16 protein-coding genes are annotated in these 19,252 nt (G+C 72.1%); 9 read left to right on the top strand and 7 right to left on the bottom strand.

The features are described from left to right. Positions 1 to 19: 19 nt before the first annotated feature. Entirely contained in the window at positions 20 to 520 is a 501-nt protein-coding gene (locus AB0O29_RS05615) for a GNAT family N-acetyltransferase (RefSeq protein ID WP_365146743.1), read from the bottom strand. Between the two features lie 170 nt (positions 521 to 690). Between AB0O29_RS05615 and AB0O29_RS05610 the strand changes: the two genes are divergently transcribed. After that, positions 691 to 1,086, top strand: coding sequence for a nuclear transport factor 2 family protein (locus AB0O29_RS05610; protein ID WP_365146560.1), 396 nt, complete (start codon positions 691 to 693; stop codon positions 1,084 to 1,086). A gap of 146 nt (positions 1,087 to 1,232) precedes the next feature. On the opposite strand, the gene AB0O29_RS05605 is transcribed toward AB0O29_RS05610, so the two are convergent. Further along, positions 1,233 to 1,550 carry an antibiotic biosynthesis monooxygenase gene (locus AB0O29_RS05605; RefSeq protein ID WP_042815147.1) on the bottom strand — a complete coding sequence of 106 codons (318 nt, stop codon included), beginning with the start codon at positions 1,548 to 1,550 and terminating at the stop codon, positions 1,233 to 1,235. 164 nt (positions 1,551 to 1,714) lie between these two features. Between AB0O29_RS05605 and AB0O29_RS05600 the strand changes: the two genes are divergently transcribed. Further along, positions 1,715 to 3,658 carry a phosphatase PAP2 family protein gene (locus tag AB0O29_RS05600; protein ID WP_365146740.1) on the top strand — a complete coding sequence of 648 codons (1,944 nt, stop codon included), beginning with the start codon at positions 1,715 to 1,717 and terminating at the stop codon, positions 3,656 to 3,658. Positions 3,659 to 3,671: 13 nt separating this feature from the next. Here AB0O29_RS05600 and AB0O29_RS05595 read toward each other — a convergent pair whose 3' ends face one another. Continuing rightward, positions 3,672 to 5,081, bottom strand: a complete 1,410-nt coding sequence (locus tag AB0O29_RS05595; RefSeq protein WP_365146557.1) for an FAD-binding oxidoreductase — start codon at positions 5,079 to 5,081, stop codon at positions 3,672 to 3,674. 128 nt (positions 5,082 to 5,209) lie between these two features. After that, entirely contained in the window at positions 5,210 to 6,154 is a 945-nt protein-coding gene (locus AB0O29_RS05590; RefSeq protein ID WP_365146554.1) for a helix-turn-helix domain-containing protein, read from the bottom strand. A 97-nt stretch (positions 6,155 to 6,251) separates the two neighbouring features. On the opposite strand from AB0O29_RS05590, the gene AB0O29_RS05585 reads away from it, so the two are divergent. After that, positions 6,252 to 6,839 carry a PaaI family thioesterase gene (locus AB0O29_RS05585; RefSeq protein WP_365146551.1) on the top strand — a complete coding sequence of 196 codons (588 nt, stop codon included), beginning with the start codon at positions 6,252 to 6,254 and terminating at the stop codon, positions 6,837 to 6,839. Between the two features lie 335 nt (positions 6,840 to 7,174). On the opposite strand, the gene AB0O29_RS05580 is transcribed toward AB0O29_RS05585, so the two are convergent. Beyond that, positions 7,175 to 8,425 (bottom strand): cytochrome P450, encoded by a 1,251-nt coding sequence (locus AB0O29_RS05580; protein ID WP_365146548.1) that lies wholly within the window; start codon positions 8,423 to 8,425, stop codon positions 7,175 to 7,177. A gap of 265 nt (positions 8,426 to 8,690) precedes the next feature. Between AB0O29_RS05580 and AB0O29_RS05575 the strand changes: the two genes are divergently transcribed. After that, positions 8,691 to 9,860: a steroid 3-ketoacyl-CoA thiolase gene (locus AB0O29_RS05575; protein ID WP_365146545.1), complete on the top strand. Its 1,170-nt coding sequence runs from the start codon at positions 8,691 to 8,693 to the stop codon at positions 9,858 to 9,860. A gap of 99 nt (positions 9,861 to 9,959) precedes the next feature. Here AB0O29_RS05575 and AB0O29_RS05570 read toward each other — a convergent pair whose 3' ends face one another. After that, positions 9,960 to 11,843 (bottom strand): hypothetical protein, encoded by a 1,884-nt coding sequence (locus AB0O29_RS05570; RefSeq protein WP_365146542.1) that lies wholly within the window; start codon positions 11,841 to 11,843, stop codon positions 9,960 to 9,962. Continuing rightward, on the bottom strand, positions 11,840 to 12,829 hold the full coding sequence (locus tag AB0O29_RS05565) for a M48 family metalloprotease (protein WP_365146539.1): 990 nt from the start codon (positions 12,827 to 12,829) through the stop codon (positions 11,840 to 11,842). Before AB0O29_RS05565 ends, AB0O29_RS05570 begins: the two co-directional genes overlap by 4 nt. Before the next feature lie 723 nt (positions 12,830 to 13,552). Here AB0O29_RS05565 and AB0O29_RS05560 point away from each other — a divergent pair. The 5 genes from AB0O29_RS05560 (at position 13,553) to AB0O29_RS05540 (ending at position 19,105) form a co-directional block, all read left to right on the top strand. Continuing rightward, entirely contained in the window at positions 13,553 to 16,336 is a 2,784-nt protein-coding gene (locus AB0O29_RS05560; RefSeq protein ID WP_365146536.1) for an ATP-binding protein, read from the top strand. Beyond that, positions 16,336 to 17,904, top strand: coding sequence for a hypothetical protein (locus tag AB0O29_RS05555; RefSeq protein ID WP_365146533.1), 1,569 nt, complete (start codon positions 16,336 to 16,338; stop codon positions 17,902 to 17,904). Before AB0O29_RS05560 ends, AB0O29_RS05555 begins: the two co-directional genes overlap by 1 nt. A 10-nt stretch (positions 17,905 to 17,914) precedes the next feature. Then, positions 17,915 to 18,205: a hypothetical protein gene (locus tag AB0O29_RS05550; RefSeq protein ID WP_365146530.1), complete on the top strand. Its 291-nt coding sequence runs from the start codon at positions 17,915 to 17,917 to the stop codon at positions 18,203 to 18,205. Positions 18,206 to 18,251: 46 nt separating this feature from the next. Beyond that, entirely contained in the window at positions 18,252 to 18,506 is a 255-nt protein-coding gene (locus tag AB0O29_RS05545; RefSeq protein WP_365146527.1) for a DUF6406 domain-containing protein, read from the top strand. 89 nt (positions 18,507 to 18,595) lie between these two features. Continuing rightward, positions 18,596 to 19,105 carry an exonuclease gene (locus tag AB0O29_RS05540; RefSeq protein ID WP_365146524.1) on the top strand — a complete coding sequence of 170 codons (510 nt, stop codon included), beginning with the start codon at positions 18,596 to 18,598 and terminating at the stop codon, positions 19,103 to 19,105. The last annotated feature ends 147 nt before the right edge of the window (positions 19,106 to 19,252 follow it).

The raw sequence follows: 19,252 nt of genomic DNA, 5'->3' as shown, positions 1-19,252 counted from the left end.
GCCGGCCCCGGCCGGCCGGTCAGACCAGCGGCTTCTCGAACCAGTGCTGGGCGTACGGGCCGGAGTTGTACGCCGGTATCTCCCGGTACCCCTGACGCGCGTACAGGGCCCGGGCCTCCACCAGGTCGGTCCGGGTGTCCAGCCGCACCCGCTCGGCGCCCAGCGCGTGGGCCTCCTCCTCCAGTACGGCCAGCAGGGCCGCCCCGCCGCCCGTGCCGCGCGCGGCCGCGTCGACGTAGATCCTCGTGAGCTCGGCGGTGGCGGGGTCCAGCAGCCGTATGCCGCCGCAGGCCAGGGGCCGTCCGTCCAGCCGCCCGACCACGAACTGCCCTGTCGGCGGTTCGAGCCCGTCGGCCGGGTCGTCCAGCATCCCCTGGTCGACCTCGGCCTCGGTGACGGACCGCTTCCAGTACCGCCCGGCGACCTCGGCGTAGTACGCGCGCCGCAGCGTGGTGGCATCGGCGGTCGTGAAGGGCTCCGCGGTGACGGCCCAGCCGGGGCCGCCGTCAGCGGCGCTCATCGTGCTCGTCGTGGTCGTGGTGCTCGTCGTGCCCGTCGTGGTCGTGGTGATCGAGTTCCTGTCCATGCCGCCATTGTGGAGAGCCGCCCCGCCCTCCCGCGTGGAATATCCACAGGCGCGGGCCGATGATGAGAAAAGGCGTAAATCCCACGAATGAAGGGTGGACGGTCATGTCGGAGCATCCGGACTGTGCCCTGATCCGCCGCGGCTACGAGGCCTTCGGCAAGGGCGACATGGAGACCCTGGGCAGCCTGATGACGGCCGACGTCATCCACCACATGCCCGGCACCAGCCCCCTGTCCGGGCACCACAAGGGGCGGGAGGCGGTCCTCGACCTCTACCGCCGCCTGGGAGAGGAGACCGGCGGCACCTTCCGGGTCACCCTGGAGCGCGTCCTGGTCGACGGCAGGGGCCACGCGATGTCCTCGCACCTCGCCATGGCGGACCGCGGCGACCGGGGCATCGAGATCCACGAAGGGCTCTTCTTCACCATCGTCGGCGGCAAGATCACCGACATCGACCAGTGCACCCAGGACATCGACGAGAGCGACGCCTTCTGGAGCTGACCGAGCTGACCGAGCCGGAGGAGCCGTAAGGAGACCGAAGGAGCCGTCAAGGAGCCCTAAGGAGTCGTAAGGAGCCGGGAGCCGAACGGAAGGGCCCGGGGACGCGCGCGCCCCCGGGCCCTTCCACTCCGCTCACGCCGCCCCGCTCACGCCTTCTTCGGCGCCGCCTGCTGCACGACCTCGAACGACCACACCTGCGACCCCGACGCCGCCGGCTTCGGCCGGTCCCCGCCGCCCTGGTGCGCCGCCTTCATCGGACCCTCCATCCACGCCTGGAAGTCCTCCTCCGAACGCCAGCGCGTGTACACCAGGTACTGGTCGGTGCCCTCGATCGGCCGCAGCAGCTCGAACCACTCGAATCCGTCCGAGTTCTCCACGGCACCCGCCCGCGAGGCGAACCGCTGCTCCAGCACCTCACGCTGCTCGTCGGGAACGGTCAGGGCGTTGATCTTCACGATGCTCATGCCGCCATCCTAGGGATCCCGCGGGGGATATCGTCGACCCGGTGGTGAACCCCGGTGGCAGGGCGGGAGGACGGCGAGGCGTGGCTGACGCGGCGGAGCACGGCGGTGCCGACGGACATGCCGGGGTCCTGGGCGGGGCCGGCAGACTCGGGGCGGCGCGCCTCCTGCTGTGGGCGCTCGCGGCGGTCCTCGCCGTCAGACAGGCCGCCTCCGTCCTGCGCGTGCCCCCGGGCGAGTGGTTCAGCGACCTGCACCTCTCGGCGGGCACCGCGGTCCCCGGCACCCTCTACGACGCCCGGCGGTTCACCGGCACTCCCTTCGCCGGCCTCGTCCTCAAGCCCCTGGCCGAGCTCGCCGCGCCCTCCTCCCTGGAGGTGGCCTGGACCTGCGCGACCCTGTTCCTGGTCGCCGCCGTCGGGGTGGTCGCCGCGCGCGGGCTGCCGGACCCGGTGCCGCGCCGGACCGCGCTGCTCGCGGCGCCCGTGCTGGTCGCGCTGATGATGGTCTCCCTGCCGGTCCGCGCGGCCGCCTTCCCGGGCCAGACCGCCGTCCTGCCCGTCCTGCTGGTGCTGCTCGCCTTCTTCAGGGTGCCCGGCGGGAAGCCCGCCGGACTCCTCGTCGGCCTCGCCGCCGCCCTCCAGCCCGCCCTGCTGCTCTTCGCCCCGCTGCTGTGGCTGACCGGACGCCGTCCCACCGCCCGGGCCGCCGCCGCGACCTTCGCCGGGGCCACCGCGCTGGCCTGGGCCGCCCTGCCCCGCGACTCGTGGACGTACTGGATCCACCACCTCGCCGGCACCGGCCTCGGCGGCTCACCCGAAGGCCTCGCCAACCAGTCCGTCCACGGCGCCCTGCTCCGCTTCGGCCTCAGCGGGCCCGGCGAGATCCTCCTCTACGCCGCCCTCGCCGCCGCGGTCACCTGGGCCGCCCTGCGCCGCGCGGCCCGCTACGCCCGCGACGGCCAGCTGCTGCTCGCGGTCGCCGTCACCGGCTGCGCGGCCGTCGCCGTGTCCCCGACGGGCTGGCGCCACCAGCTGCTGTGGGTGCTGCTCGCGGTGGCCGGCAAGGTGGGGAAGCGGGCCGCCGACCGGCGCGTGTGGCCCGTCGCCGTGGTGCTGGCCATCACCCTGCCGAGCGCCGTACTGCTGCCCAACCTGGCCGCGCTGGCCCCCGTACGGGACAACGTGCCGCTCCTCGCGGCCGTGGCGGCGGCCTGCGCCGTGCCGTTCCTGCCGCGCTCCTCCCCGTACTGGCGCGAGCCCGTGCCCGCCCTCTACGGGCGTCCGGCCCCCGCCCGCTGGGCGCGGGTGCCGCTGCTGCCGTTCTGGCGGCGCGCCCTGTCGCGGCCCAGCCTGCCGCTGGAACTCCTGCTGATACGGGTCGGCTACTCGATCTACTCGCACATCCGCGCCGCCGCCCCCGCCAGCCGCTCCCTCGCCGAGTGGAACGGGAGCCGGATCCACGGCGCCGAGCGGATCCTCGGCATCGACATCGAACGGGCCGTCAACCGGGCGGTGGTGGACACACCGTGGCTGGAGGCGTTCTTCGACTTCTACTACTCCTCCTTCCACTTCGTGGTGCCGCTCGCGATCCTGGCCGTGCTGTACCGGCGCCGCCCCGCCGACTACCGCTGGGCGCGGGCCTCGCTGGGCCTGGCGACCGTCATCGCGCTGGCCGGGTTCTGGCTGTTCCCGCTGGCGCCGCCGCGGCTCATGCCCGGCCTCGGCTTCGTCGACACCGTGCACGGGGCGCAGGACCTGGCGAACCCCTCGTACGGGGCGATGACCGCGATCTCCAACCAGTACGCGGCGATGCCCTCGCTGCACTTCGGCTGGTCGCTGTGGTGCGGGATCGTGGTGGTCGTACTGGCGCCGAAGGGCTGGCAGAAGCTGCTGGGCGCGCTGCACCCGCTGATCACGGTGTGCGCGATCGTGGCCACCGCCAACCACTGGGTCCTGGACGCGGTGGGCGGTGCGGCCGTCGTCGCGGCGGGCTTCGGGCTGGTCCACGTCCTGTCCGGGCCGCGCCGGCTGCGGCTCGTCCTGCCCGCGCCGCGCCCGGTCGAGGCGGGGGCGGGGGAACCCGACCGGCTGGCCGCCGTACGGCGGTAGGGGCTGCGGGGGTTCAGGAGGCGTCGGGGGTTTCAGGGGTGTCAGGGGCGGCCGGAGGGATGTTCTGGTTGAGGTGGAAGAGGTTGCCGGGGTCGTAGTGGCGCTTGAGCTCCCGCAGGCGCCGGTACTTGGCCTCCCCGTATGCCTGGGCGACCCGGTCCTCGCCCTCCTCCATCAGGAAGTTGGAGTAGACCCCGGTCTGGTAGGGGGCCAGCGCCGACCAGAGGCCGCGCGCCCACTTCCGTTCCGCCTCGAAGCCCTCGGGGCCCTCGGTCGTCCCGTTGATGTTGAAGGTGTGGCCGGAGGAGCGCCCGCCGAAGGCCGTCTCGTCGTCCCCGACCCGCCGGATCGCCCCGCCGAGCTGGAAGACGGGGAAGGCGGTGAGGGGCGAGGAGATCCGGGCGGCGTGGGCGGCGGTGAGGTCGATGACCTCGTCCTCCAGCCGGTCCACGTCGCAGGACTTGAAGTAGTACCAGCGGCCGCGCGGGAAGGACGGGTCGAACATCGCCTGGTGTGCGGTGAACGGCTTCGGCGCGCACAGGTCCAGCAGGGGCGGCGGGCCCGCCTCGCGCAGCGGCCGCAGCACCCGCTCGCCGTCCTCGACCGGCCCGGCGTAGCAGCAGACCACCATCACCACCGGCCGCCCGTGCAGCTCCTGCGGCATGAACGGCACCGGGGGGACCCGGCGGTGGACGACCGCGGTGGTCAGCTCGTCCGGGACGTCGGTGATCCAGTCCCGGTACAGGCGCAGCAGCCGGGCCGACTCCTCCATCGGCCACAGGATCGGGCCCGCGAGGACCACGGGGCCCACCGGGTGGAGTCGGAACTCGAACTCCGTGACGATCCCGAAGTTCCCGCCTCCGCCGCGGATCCCCCAGAAGAGATCGGCGTTCTCCTTCTCGCTCGCCTTCAGGAACGACCCGTCGGCCGTGACCACGTCCACCGACAGCAACTGGTCGATCGTCAGCCCGTACTTGCGCATCAGCCAGCCGATGCCGCCGCCGAGGGTCAGCCCCGCCAGGCCGGTGGTCGTGACGATCCCGGCCGGGACCGCCAGCCCGAACGCCTGGGTCTCCCGGTCCAGTTCGCCGAGCAGCACCCCGGCCTGGGCGCGGACGGTGCGGGCCTCGGGGTCCACCCGGATGCCGCGCATCGCGGAGAGGTCGATGACGAGGCCGTCGTCGCAGACGGAGTGCCCGGGGAAGCTGTGGCCGCCGGAGCGCACGGCCGGGGGCAGGCCCTCGGCGGCCGCGAACCGTACGGCGTCCATGACGTCGGCCACGCCCGTGCAGCAGGCGATGAGGGCGGGGCGGCGGTCCACCGAGCCGTTCCAGACGCGCCGGTCCTCGTCGTACGTGGGGTCTTCGGGCCGCACCACCCGCCCCCGGAAGGAGGGGCCGGGCGCAGCCGTGACCGTGGCCATGGCCCCAGTCTGGCACCGGGCCGGGGCGCCCGCACGCCGTACGCCCGGCGCGGTTCCGCCCCTGCGCCGCCCTGTCCCCTGCCCCTGCGGCCGCCCTTGCCCCGGCGGCCGCTCTGTCCCCGCCCCGCTCAGCCCCCGCCCGCCGCCCGCCTGCGCAGCAGGGCGCGCAGCGGGCCGGGGCTCTCGTACCCCACCCTGCACGCCACCGCCGAGAGGGGCAGGCCGCAGGTGCGCAGCAGGTGTTCGGCCTGCTCGACCCGCAGGTCCTGGACCAGGCGGATGGGGGAGACGCCCAGGGTGCGGGCCATCGTGCGCTGGAGGGTGCGCTCGCTGACGCCGAGGTCGCGGGCCGCGTCGGCGATGGACAGGGGTTCCGCGATGCGGGCGCGTACCCACTCCTCGAAGGCGGCGACCAGCGGTTCGTGGCGGGCCATGGCGCTGGGGATCATGTACGCGGCCTGGGAGACCCGGTCGTCCACGACGAGGTAGCGCCGGACCAGGTCCGCCAGGGCCGGGCTGCGCGAGGCCACGACGGCCAGTGCCAGGTCGAGGTGGCTGAACGCGGCGCCGGCGGTGGTGACCCCGTCCGAGGTGGTGACCATCCGGGTCTCCTCCACCGTCACCCGGCGGTAGCGCTCCCGGAAGACCGGCGCCAGCCACCAGCTGGTCGTGGCCCGCAGCCCGTCCAGTACCCCCGACTCGGCGAGCAGGAAGGTACCGGTGCAGGAGGAGGCGAGCGGGGTGCGGCGCTCGCGGGCCTCGGCCAGCAGCCGGCGGGCGGAGCGGTGCGCGGGCGAGGCCACCGTCTCCAGCAGGGCGTCGGGCCGGCGTTCCATCAGGGCGGGCAGGACGAGGAGTTCGGCGTCCTCGGCGTGGGCGGCGGGCTCGGTGTCGACGCGGTGGCCCAGCCCCGTACGGACGCGCCGGCGCACGCCGACCGTGTGGACGGCGAAGGCCGGCGGTGCGGCGCCGGAGAGCTGCCCGCGCAGGGCGTTGGCGGTGTGGAGCACGTCCAGGACGGCGGAGATCCCGGAGTCGAACACCCCGTCGAGGGCCAGTACGGCGACTTTCACGGACCCACCCTAGCGTTCCGACGGCTGTCGGAATCCGACCGTAAGGCGCCGGATCCGACACTCCCGCCGCCCGGGTCGGCTGTCTAGGGTCGATGCCATGACCACGTACGAGACCGCCGCCCCCGAAGCCGCCGCCGGCACCCCTGCCCCCGGCACCCCTGGCTCCGAAGCCCCCGCGGCCACCGGAACCCCCGCCTCCCGCAGCCGCACCCACACCTGGGAGCCGCAGCCGGCCTCCGTCCCGGGGCTCGCGGACATGAGCGGCCTGGAGATCCTGCAGGCGGCGCTGAAGGGGACCCTGCCCGCCGCCTCGATGACGAGCACCCTGGGCTTCCGCCTCACCGAGGTCGGCGAGGGCTTCGCCGTCTTCGAGGGGGAGCCCGGTGACCACCTGCTCAACCCCATGGGCACGGTCCACGGCGGTTTCCTCGCCACCCTGCTGGACTCCGCCCTCGGCTCGGCCGTGATGACCCGGCTCCCGGCCGGCACCGCGTACACCACGGTCCAGCTGGGCGTCCACATGATCCGCCCGGTCCTCGCCGACACCCCCACCCTGCGCTGCGAGGGCACCGCCCTGCACGTCGGGCGCACCACCGCCACCGCCGAGGCCCGGATCACCGGCACCCATGACGGGAAGCTCTACGCCCACGGGACGACGACCTGCGCGGTCCTGCGCCACTCCTGACGGGTCCTCCTGACGGGTCCTCCTGACGCCCCCGCCTGACCGGCCCGTCCGACGCCGCCCCCTCCCGCAGCCGCCTGACGCCCCCGCAGGCCGAAGGGGCGCCGGGGCGTGACGGCCCCGGCGCCCCTTCGGTGGATCGCCGCGTCCTGTAAGGATCGGCCCACCCGCGGGATCCCGCCACTCGGACGGCCGCCGGCGCGGCCCGGCGGCGCCCCGCCGAGCGGAACCGTTCCGGTGGACGGCGGGGGCCGGGGGCGTGGGAGGTGACGGCCCCCGCCGTCGCGGACCACGGGTCAACCGTCGCGGACCACGGGTCAACCAGCACTGACCGCAGGTCAACCGGCGCTGACCCGGAGCTCCTTGATGCCGTTCAGCCAGGCCGCCCGCAGCCGCCGCGGCCCGGCGTTCCCCGGGGCGAGCCGCAGGTCGGGCAGGGTGTCGGCGAGGGCGTTGAAGATCAGGTCGATCTCCATGACGGCCAGGGACTTGCCGAGGCAGAAGTGCGGGCCGCCGCCGCCGAAGCCGAGGTGCGGGTTCGGGTCGCGGGTGATGTCGAAGGCCTCCGGGTCCCGGAAGACCTCGGGGTCGTGGTTGGCGGAGGAGTAGAACATCCCCACCCGGTCGCCCGCCTTGATCTTCTGCCCGCCCAGCTCGGTGTCCCGGGTGGCGGTGCGCTGGAAGGAGACCACGGGCGTGGCCCAGCGCACGATCTCCTCGGCGGCCGTCGAGGGCCGGGTCGCCTTGTACAGCTCCCACTGCTCGGGGTGGGTGAGGAAGGCGTGCATGCCGTGGCTGATGGCGTTGCGCGTGGTCTCGTTGCCCGCGACGGCCAGCAGCAGCACGAAGAAGCCGAACTCGTCGGACCGCAGGTTGCCCTCGCCCTCCGCCGCCACGAGCTGGGTCACGATGTCCTTGGCCGGGCACTCCTTGCGCTCGGCGGCCAGGTTCATCGCGTAGCCGATGAGCTCGACGGCCGCGTTGGCGCCGACCTCCTCGGTGATCGCGTACTCGGGGTCGTCGTAGGCGACCATCTTGTTGGACCAGTCGAAGATCTTGGCCCGGTCCCGCTGCGGTACGCCGATCAGTTCGGCGATGGCCTGGAGCGGGAGTTCGCAGGCCACCTGCGTGACGAAGTCGAAGTCGCCGTCGCCCGAGGCCGCCCGTGCCTCCTCGACGATCTTCCGCGCCCGGTCGCGCAGGGCCTGTTCCAGGCCGCGGATGGCGCGCGGGGTGAAGCCGCGCTGCACGATCTGCCGGACGCGGGTGTGCTCAGGGGGGTCCATGTTCAGCATGATCAGGCGCTGGGCCTCGATCTGTTCGCGCTGGACGTGCTCGTTGAAGCGGATGATCGCCGTGTTGGTGGTGGAGGAGAACAGCTCCGGGTGCGTGGAGACGTACTTGACGTCCGCGTGCCGGGTGACGGCCCAATAGCCCTCGTCGTCGAACCCGGTGATGCCGCGCGGCTGCGCGCACCACCACACGGGGGCGGTCTGCCGGAGCCGCGCGAACTCCGGCAGCGGGACCCGTTCCCGCAGGAGGTCGGGGTCGGTGGCGTCGAAGCCTTCGGGCAGCGCGGGACAGGACATCGGGCGACTCCAAGGTCGGGCGAAGGTCTGACGGCCCATCAGAAGTTGGCTTGAAGGTAGTAACGAGTTCTACAAGTGACAAGGGCCCCGGCGTCAACTGTTGCGTGTGGAATCCGTGGAGGGGGCGTGCAAGACCCTTGCGTGGCGGGGGTCAGGGTCATAAGACTGCGGGGAGAACTAGAACGCGTACTAGTTCGAGCGCGGCGGCCGCCGGGACGGCCCGCCGCGCAGGTGCTGTGCAGAGTGTGCAGGAGAGGACGAGCTCATGGCCGCGGAACCCGTCATCGTCGAAGCCGTACGCACGCCCATCGGGAAACGCGGGGGCGCCCTGGCCAACCTCCATCCCGCCTACCTGCTCGGCGAGACCTACCGTGAACTGCTCGCCCGTACCGGAATCCAGCCCGACTGCGTCGAACAGATCGTCGGCGGCACCGTCACCCACGCCGGTGAGCAGTCCATGAACCCCGCCCGCAACGCCTGGCTCGCCATGGGACTCCCGTACGAGACCGCCGCCACCACCGTCGACTGCCAGTGCGGCAGCTCCCAGCAGGCGAACCACATGGTCGCCAACATGGTCTCCGGCGGGGTCATCGACATCGGCATCGCCTGCGGCGTCGAGGCCATGAGCCGGGTCCCCCTCGGCTCCGGCTCCAAGCACGGCCCGGGCAAGCCCTTCCCGGACGAGTGGAACGTCGACCTCCCCAACCAGTTCGAGGCGGCCGAGCGGATCGCCCGCCACCGGGGCCTGACCCGCGAGGACGTCGACCGCCTCGGGGTCCTCTCCCAGGAGCGGGCCACCGCCGCCTGGGCCGAGGAGCGCTTCAAGCGCGAGACCTTCGCCGTCCAGGTCCCGACCACGGAGGAGGAACAGGCCGCCGGGCAGGGCATGTGGCGGCTGGTCGACCGGGACGAGGGCCTGCGCGACACCAGCATGGAGGGCCTGGCCCGGCTGAAGCCGGTCATGCCGACGGCCGTGCACACCGCCGGGAACTCCTCCCAGATATCCGACGGCGCCGCCGCCGTCATGTGGGCCTCCCGCAAGATGGCCCGCGCGCTCAAGCTCAAGCCGCGCGCCCGCATCGTCGCCCAGGCCCTCGTCGGCGCCGACCCCCACTTCCACCTGGACGGGCCCATCGACGCGACGCGGGCCGTCCTCGGCAAGGCCGGGATGTCCCTGCGCGACATCGACCTCGTCGAGATCAACGAGGCCTTCGCCTCCGTGGTCCTGAGCTGGGCCCAGGTCTTCGGCCAGGACCTGGAGAAGGTCAACGTCAACGGCGGCGCCATCGCCCTCGGCCACCCCGTCGGCGCCACCGGCGCCCGCCTGATCACCACCGCGCTGCACGAGCTGGAGCGGCGCGACAAGGAGTTCGCGCTGATCACCATGTGCGCGGGAGGCGCACTGGCGACCGGCACGATCATCCAGCGCCTCTGACGGCGCCCACCGAACCCGTGGGATGGGGTGCGAGGGCCCCGGCAGCCGGACCTGGGGAGGCCGGCCACCGGGGCCCTCGTATGCCCGCCGCCGCGGCGCTTACGGCAGCGGCCGCGTGCTCACCCGGTCGAGCAGGACGATGTTCGGGTTGCAGTCGGCCGGGTGGACCGTCACGGAACCGTCCGGACCGCGCTCCACGAGCAGCAGGCTGAACTCCGCGAGCGCCTGGAGCCGGGTCGGCTCGACCGCGTACTCGTAGACGCGCTGTTCACCGCGGGCGAGGCTGGTGCTCGTACCCTCACTGGTCGTGTGCGTGGTGGACTCGTTCGTCGAGTGCGTCGTGCTGGTCGACGTCCCGGTGGTCTCGCTGTAGCTGCCGCCGGAGCTGCTGGAGCTGCTCGACGAGAACGGGTTGAAGCCGCCCTGGTAGGTGTCGGAGCTCCCCCAGTTCGAACCCCGGCTCACCGACTCGCTGTATGTGGTTCCCCTGCTCACCGAGGATCCGATCGTCTTGGCCACGGAGGTGCTGACCGTCGTGCCCTCGGTGTCCGTCAGGGAGTGCAGGACGAACGAGTGCTGGCGGCCCAGGAAGTCCGCCGCGATCCCGGCCTCCTGGTGGTTGCCCAGCTTCATGAAACCGACCGTGCCGCTGCCGATCACCTCCTCCGCCCCCTCGCGCAGGTGCGGGTGCAGGACGGTGAGCTGTGCGCCGCGGCGCTCGCAGATGCCGGCCAGCTGCTCCAGGTAACGCCGCTGCAGGCCCCGTTCGCCGAGCGCGACGACCACCGACGGGGCCGCCTCGGGGAAGGACGCCAGGCGCCGGGTCACGCTCTGGACCGCCAGGTCGCCCAGCAGCTCGGTACTGGCCGAACCGGTGGCGAAGTCCAGCGCGATGCAGGTGAGGTAGCCGGGGCCGCGTCCGCCGCGCTCCGTACCCAGACGTTCCAGCGGATGCAGGAGGGACGCGAGGCGCAGCAGGCTGTCCCGCATCTGGTCCTTGTTCTTGTCGGCCACCAGGTCGTCCGCGATGCGGTTGCGCTCCGCCCTGGTGAGGGCGTCGGTGTCGTCGATCTCCCCCATCAGGGCGCGCAGGCCCGCGCCCAGCCGGGCCGGGGTGACCTCCGCTCCCAGGACCCCGCACAGCTGCTGGAGGATCCTGGTGTCGAGGGCCCGCGTGGCCCGGTTGGCCTCGGAGTCGTCGGCGTGCACCGCCTCCACGAGGGTGTCGACCAGCTCCTGCGCGGTGAGACCGCTGACGATCCCGCTCTCGGCCATCCGGCTCGGCAGCAGCTGCACGTCCGTGGGGACGCCGGCCAGCCCGGCGAGCGCGGACAGCTCCTCGCAGATGAGGGCCTGGGTCAGGTCGACCACGATCAGGGGCTGCTGCCGGAGGGTCGACGTGCCGAAGACGGTGAGGAAGCCCTCCCGGCTGCGCTGGCTGCCGCCGAAGACGTCCAGCCGCAGTGTGCCGGACCCCGCGGGCATCGCGCCCCACTCGTCCATGGCGTTGATCCACTGGTCCTGGGCCGTCTTGTGCTGGAGGCCGCGCTGGTGCCAGGACTGCCAGGCGTACTGGAAGTGCTGCTCCAGTTCCGTGGACTTGGACTCCAGCTGTGCGCCCGCCTGCGCGGCCGCCCTCCCGGCGGTGAGCACCAGAGCCGCGGTCGCCCCCGCCGCGATCACGGCCAGTACCACCATGAGGGCGCCGCCGACCGTGGCCAGGAGCAGGAACAGCAGCGATATCCCGCCGCCGATCTTGGCGGTCGACCCCTTGCGCTCCTCGTGCGTCAGCCGCGCGGACTGCGCCCGGTTCTGGTATGCCACGGGCAGGGGCTGCCGCTGGGGTTCGGGCTCGGGGAAGGGGCTGCGCAGCGCCTCGGGGTCGCGGTAGGTCCAGCCGAGCCGCTGCCCGGGCTCGAAGAGGCGCAGGTACCGGCCGGCCGTCGCGGCCTCGGTGTCCTGCACGGTGCTCCGTACGGTCATGACGGCAGGCCCCCGGTCGGCGCGGCGGGTCCGCCCGGCGCGGTGGCGAACGGTTCCAGGGCGCGGATGCGCTCGTGCATGGGCGGGTGCGAGGACATGAGCCGGGCCGCGACCCCCTGCTGGAGGTGGCCGTCGTCGGCGCCGCCTTCCTGCCAGCCGGTGAAGACGGCGTGCAGCCGGGGCCCGTATCCGATCTCCGCGGCGAACCGGTCGGCGCGCAGCTCACCGCGGCGCCCCGCCCAGGCGAGGAGGAACGGGACGGCGAGCAGGGCGAGCGCCGGGGGGAAGGTGAGGGCGAAGGTGATGGTGATCGCGAGGATGAGCAGGGTGAGGATCGCCGCGACGCAGGACGTGCCCTTGGAGGCCACCGAGAAGACCACCCTCATGAAGAACTTCACGACGGCCATCACGAACCGGGCCGGGACGGCGTACCAGACGCCGAGCAGCCTTGACCAGGCGTGACCGCCGACGTGGTGCCCCAGCTCGTGGGCGAGGACGGCCGCGAGCTCCTCCGGGGGAAGACCGTTCAACGACGTGCGCGTCACGCTGACGATGTGGCCCGCGGCGGCGGAGGCGTTGATCTCGAGGCTGTCCTCGACCCACAGGTCGTAGCGCGAGCCGTCGATACCGGCGTCCCGGGTGACCGCGTCCCAGAGCGGCCGGAGCCGGGCGAGTTCGGCCGCGGTGGGTTCGCGGAACTTGAACATGACGCGGGCGAGGGCCCGTTCGGTCGGCCGGTGGAACATCAGTGCGCCCGACGCGAGCCAGGCGATGACGAAGACGACGTCCAGCCCTGCGGGAAGCAGCCGGGAGACCAGCCAGATGACGAGGAGGCTGCCCAGGAACAGGGGGAGGTGGAGCAGGAGCGTGGTGATGGACGAGGCGTCCGCCCCGCGTCGGACCGACGGCGGCGCGCCCGGGTCGTACGCGGGGGGCTGAGCCGGGTCGTAGGCGGCCGGCGGGTACCCGGGGGCGGTGGCGGGCACCGGCGGAGCCTGACCGGGTTCCGGCTTGGCCAGGGTGGGCGGCACGGGCGGCGGAGGCGTACCCGGGGCGGCGGGGTGGCCGGGTACCTGCCCCTGGGACGGGGGCGGCGGGGCGGTGGGGGCCTGGAACCCCGCGGAGTACGGCGGCGCCGCGAAGCCGCCGGGCGCGTACGGCGGCGGGGCCGGGGTCGCGGGGTGCCCCGGGGTCTGGGCCGGGGGTGCGAGGGGGTAGCCCTGGGCCGCCGCCGTCGGCGGGGCCGGCGGGTGGGGGTGGCCCTGCTGTGGGACACGGGGGTCGGCCTGCGCGGCCGGCTGCGCGTACGGGTTCGGCGGTGGTGGTGCCTGCGGTGGCGCCTGCGGCGGTGCCGGTGCGGCGAATTCGCCTTCCCCCGGCGGGAAATGAGGCTGTCTCGGATCGACTGGCTGGTTCACGGAAGTCCGCTCTATGGATACCTGGCGCTACACATGGCGCTGAAATCAAGACAGTTGGCCAAATGCTCCCGGCAGGTGGTGCACGGGGCGGCGGACCGGCGACTCGGCTCGCTGCCGGACCGCCGAAGCGGAGAGTCATTCATCGGCCTGTAGTCGGGTCATGCTGCATCACGCACGTCCCGACGTCCAATTCGCTTTCGGCCAACACCTTTCGAACCTGTCTGGGTTGGACCCCACATTGAACGACTCTAGGATGCTGCCGACGAGTTCGAGCGACAGAATGGCGGGGCTGTGTCGAGCACGCTGCGCGAAACCGCCGGCGAGGCCTGGCACAGGCTCCTCGCCATGCCCACCTACGCACTGGCGGAGGTGCCGCGGCAGCGGCCGGACGCCTCCCGGCCGGCCGGCCCCGAGGACGAGCTGCGTGCGCACCGGTTCGCCGCGCTCGTGTCCGCCTTCCACGCCCGACAGCCCTCCGACCCGGCCCGGGGCGGCATCCTCGTCGGCTGGTCGCGTCCGTCGGCGGCCCACCCCCTCGACGTCTTCCTGGGCGGCTCGGCACTGGCCGGCGGCGACGATCCGGCCGACCCGGGCACGACCCTGCTCCGCCTCCCGGCCGGGGCGCGGGCGCGGCGGCACGCCCAGGGAGCCGTCGTCGGGTCGCTGGCCCGGTTCCCCCACTGGACCGCCGTGGCCGGGGTCGCGGACGGACTGCTGGTCGGGGACGAACCCCGGGAGCAGGGGACGTCCCGGCTGCGTCCGGGTTTGGAGGACTGCCTGCTCGGCGTCTGGCAGGAGGCCTTCGCCTGGCTGCTGCTGGCCGACCCGGTACTGCCGGAGGAGCTCGACGAGCTCACCGGTGAGGCGGCGGACCGGCAGCGCAGGGCCCAGTCCAAGGCGGCGGGCTCGCCCGAGTACGCCCTTGAGGCCGACCGGCTGGAACGCAGGCACAAGGAGCTGGCGAAGGCCTCGGCCACGGGGCTGTGGCGCATCCGTCTCCTGACCGGCGGCCGCACCCCCGAGGAGGCCCAGCGGGTGGCCGCGCTGGTCTGCGCGTCGGCCGACCTCGAAGGACTTCCCTACGCGCTCAGGCCGACCGGGCAGGTCGGCGACTTCCCGACGGTGGTCACGGCCGGGCTCGCGGACGTCCCGCCGGGGCCCGCCGACTCCCCCTTCCTCGGCAGCTCCGAGCTGCTGGCGGCCCTGGCCCGGCCCCCGGTCCAGGAGATACCCGGCGTGCGGTTCGCGCTGCGGCCCGAGTTCGACGTGACTCCAGAGACCTCGGCGCGGGCCGCGCAGCCGGGCGCCGCCCCGATCCGGCTCGGCACGGTCCTCGACCGCAACCGCGGCCCGGTGGGCCCCCTGGACCTCGCGCGCTCGACGCTCAACCGGCACACCTTCGTGTGCGGGGCCACGGGCGGCGGAAAGTCCCAGACGGTACGCGGACTGCTCGAAGCGGCAGCGCGGGAGCGGCTGCCGTGGCTGGTCGTCGAGCCGGCCAAGGCGGAGTACCGCTTCATGTCCGCGCGCCTGGGCGACGAGCACGAGGTCATCGTGATCAAGCCCGGAGACCGCGACGCGCTCCCCGCCGGCCTGAACCCCCTGGAGCCCTCCGTCTTCGCCGACGGGGAACGCTTCCCGCTCCAGACCCACCTGGACATGGTCCGCGCCCTCTTCCTCGCCTCCTTCGACCCGCAGGAACCGTTTCCCCAGGTACTGAGCGCCGCGCTCACCCGCTGCTACGAGGACCTGGGCTGGGACCTCACTCTCGGCGAACCGCGGTCCGCCGGGACCGAGCCGCGCTATCCGACGCTGGAGGACCTGGAACACACCGCGCTGCGGATCGTGGCGGAGATCGGCTACGGCAAGGAGATCACCGACAACGTCCAGGGCTTCATCAAGATCCGGCTGGCGAGCCTGCGGCTCGGCACCACCGGCCGCTTCCTCGAGGGCGGCCACCCCATCGACTTCGGTGAACTCCTCAAGCGGAACGTCGTTTTCGAGATCGAGGACGTCGGAGACGACAAGGACAAGGCGTTCCTGATGGGGACCATCCTGATCCGGCTCATCGAATACCTGCGGATGGAACAGCGGACGACCCGCCGGATCGCTTTTCCCCTGCGCCACATAACGGTCTTCGAGGAGGCGCACCGACTGCTGCGGCGTTCGGAGGAAGGCGGGGCGAGCGCCCACGCCGTCGAGATGTTCGCGGGTCTGCTGGCCGAAATCCGCGCCTATGGCGAGGGATTGGTCATCGCCGACCAGATTCCGAGCAAGCTGGTCCCCGACGTCATCAAGAACACCGCCGCCAAGGTCGTCCACCGGCTCCCGGCCCAGGACGACCGTGAGGCCGTCGGCGCGACGATGAACATCACCGAGGCGCAGTCGGAGTACCTGGTCACCCTGCGGCCGGGCGAGGCAGCGGTCTTCACCGACGGGATGGACTACCCGCTGCTGGTCCGCATGGAGGACGGCACCGCGCGCGAGGACGCGTCGGCCATCCGCCCGGCCTCCCCGGCCCCGATGGTCGCGCCGCGCAGCGTGGCCTGCGGCGGGGAGTGCTCGGCGGCCCCCTGCACGCTCCGGCAGCTGCGCACGGCGCAGCGCCTTACGGAACAGGACGAGCTCCACATCACCCTCTGGGCCGAAATGGCCGTGGCGGCCCACCTGCTGGGCTGGGCCACGCCCCTGCCGGGGGAGGGGATGCTCCGCGATCTGGCCCCCCACCGGATGTCGGACCGGCGGCTGGTGGACTGCGCCATCGGCCAGGCCGTAGACCGCGCCGTCCACAGCCGCGTCGGTGCCCCGCACGCGCCGGAGGCCCTGGCGGGGCACGTCGCGGCGATGATGCGGGCGCAGCTCGACGGCGAGGACCCCTGCCCGGTCGCCGAGCCGGAGTGGAAGGCCCGGAAGGGCACGAAGACGAGGCAGTACTACCACGGGCGTCACACGCCGTCCGTGCTGGAGCGGACGGTCGGCTGCGCGGACCCCTCGGAGGAGTGGCCGAAGCGCTTCGCCCGCGCGCTCACCGTCTTCGAGCGCCGCCCGCGCAAGCCGGCGACGGGGGAGAAGTGATGAGCGGGCTCGACACGACGGAGACCACCAGGCCGGACACCCCGACACCCCCTCCGGCGCCGGACCGCCCGGAACCGGTCGGAGAACCGAAGGAGGCCCCGGAACCGGACCGCCCCGATTCCCCCACCCGCCGCCCGGACCCGGACGACACGGCGGAGCCGGAGGATCCGGAGTCGGATCCGGAGTCGGCCGATGCCGGTTCCGATGAGCCCGATGAGACCGATGAACCCGAGGGCTTCGAGGAACCGGCGGAGCCCGAAGCGTCGGCCGAGGAGGCAGCTGAACACGACGGCGACGCCGACGCCGCTGACGCGGGAGCCGATGACGAAGCGGAGCCGGAGGGGCCGGAAGAGCCGGAGGGGCCCGAGGCCGATACCGACGCGGATACCCAGCCGGACGGGCCCGAGGGCCCTGACGCCCTGACGGCCGACAACGGCGACGATGGCGGGGAGGCCGAACCGGACGATCCGGAAGGGCCCGAACGGCCGGAGAACTCCGAGGACCCCGAGGCGGAGGAAGAGCCGGACGACTCCGAGCAGGACACGGCCGACCCGGAACGCGATGACGTAGAGGAAGGCGACGAGCCGGACGCGCCCGCCGACGGCGAGGCCCCGGAAGCACCAGCCGCTTCCGGCAGCTCGGAAGCACCGGCCGACGAGGAAGTGCCCGAGCTGGAGCTGGAACTCAAGCCCCGCCGCGAGGTGCCGTACTCGGCCGCCTACGTCGCATCCCTTAGCGCCGGGAAGCCGGATGAGGCATCCACGAAGGCGCCGGAGGTACCGAACAGGCGGACGAGAGACTCTGTGTCCTCCGATGAAAGTACCGGGCTCCAGGAGTCCGATGAAGAGGAGGCGGCCGAGGGCGTCACCGACCAGACGGCGAGCGAGAGCGTCCAGCCTGCGCAGCCGGAGAGTTCCGGCTCCGAGGCGGATTCGTCGGAAATGGAGGAGGTCGATGATGGCGGCGCGACCGGCGGCGACGAGGACGGCAACGAGGGGGAGGAATCCGTCGAGGCTTACGATCCGGAATTCGTTAAACAGCGGATCGATAAGCTGGATGATCGAAAAGGCGGCGAGGGTCATGCCCCGGGTCGCCATCTGGAGGTGAGTGACGGCCAACTCAAGGACCGCCTCGGCAAGCCGATCATGGAAGACGGCTCGCCCAAGTTTTACGGGCCTGCCTCGCAGTATGCAGGCCACATGAAGTTGCAGGACCAGAAGGACCCGCTTACGAACAGTACCGTGGACGGAGTCCATGGTGGGGTGCACCGGTGTGGACCCTATGCGACCAAGTTCGAGAATCCGGAGGACCTCGTCGCCGTAGATGTGTACTGCCGTCAGTACATCGAAGACAACGGAGTTCCGCCCGATCAGGTGCCCATCGAAGACGTTCTGGGTGAGAACGGTCACGAGCGCTGCAATGGCTACTATCTCGACCCGTCCGACCCCGACACCGCCCTCAAGGTGGACTTTGAGGGCGGGTTCATCAAGCCGGTATACCGCTTCCATGACGGGGACTGGCAGTTGCATACGATGTACCCGAACCCCGCACACATGAGACACCCTTAGGATGCCGAGCATGAATGAAGAACTCCGCCGATTCGCCAGCGTCTATCTGGATCGGGAGGTGGTCTACGACGACATGCCGGGGACTCGCGAGACGCTCAAGCACTTCAAGCCTGAGTGGACGGAAGGGGTACGTAAGGGACTGCGGGCAGTCGTGGACGAAAGACGGCTCACTGCGCAGGAATGGGAATCGCTCACGGCCATCGAGTTTGAGACCGACGACGCTCTGCACGTTTACTTGAGCGATCTCTACGATTTCCTGTTCGGAGGAAATGAAAGGCAGCCCGTCCTGCCGGAATCCTGAGAAAAATCAGGAGTCTGGGCGGAAGCGAAGCGATGGCGGAGTGAATGTGAAGGCCGGGGAAGTAGTGCTGCGCCACGCCGTCCCTCAGATTTGTGCTGAGGTTGAACTTATGGCGATCCATGTCTACGCCCCGGACGGTGAGGTCGTCAAGGTTTTCCTCTGGGTCAAAGTCGATGCAGTGGAAGAATATGAACTCGGCATCGGTGACGTGTTCAGTGTCCGTGGTGGAACATGGGTCCTGGATCGGGTGGAGGATCACTTGAGCCGGAATTATCGGGTAATTCTCCGAAAGGTCGAGTGAGGAGTTTGGCCAGTAAGGAGTTCTACGTCTCCGTTGACGTGGAGGCCGATGGGGCCGTGCCCGGGCCGTATTCGATGTCCAGTTTTGGGATGGCCGTCGTCGGGGTGCGGGACGGGGACGGGTTCCGGGTTCTCGATCCCGTCGAGCGGACCTTCTACGCCGAGTTGAAGCCGATCAGTGACGCCTACGAGCCGGAGGCGCTCGCCGTCGGGGGGCTGGATCGGGAGCTGTTGGTGCGGGAGGGGCGGGAGCCCGCCGAGGCCATGAACGCGGCCGCCGCGTGGATCGCCGGTGTGCGCGCGGAGCTGGGCGCCACGCCGGTGTTCGTCGCGTACCCGCTCGGCTACGACTGGATGTGGATCTACTGGTACTTCATGCGGTTCGCCGACGGGGGTTCGCCCTTCGGGCATTCGCGCTGCCTGGACCTCAAGTCGCTGTACGCCGCCAAGGCCGGGGTGCGGATCGGGGAGGCGACGAAGCGGTCGATGCCGGGGCACCTGCTGTCGGACCGTCCCCACACGCACAACGCGCTCGACGACGCGATCGAGCAGGGCGAGCTGTTCCAGAACCTGATGCGCTGGGACGGCCCCCGGGCTTGAGGGGTTGAGCGCAACGCGAAGAGCCGCTCGCCCGGGATCTCCGGGGAGCGGCTCTTCGTGTGGTGCTGGTGTGTTTCCGCTGGTGGTTTAGTACCAGTGGTTGTTCTGCCAGAAGTTCCAGGCGGCGACGGGGCTGCCGTAGCGGTC

Origin of the sequence: Streptomyces sp. NPDC089915, from assembly GCF_040684675.1 — a bacterium.
GTDB lineage: Bacteria > Actinomycetota > Actinomycetes > Streptomycetales > Streptomycetaceae > Streptomyces.
This window is presented reverse-complemented; position numbering and strand designations above follow the sequence as displayed.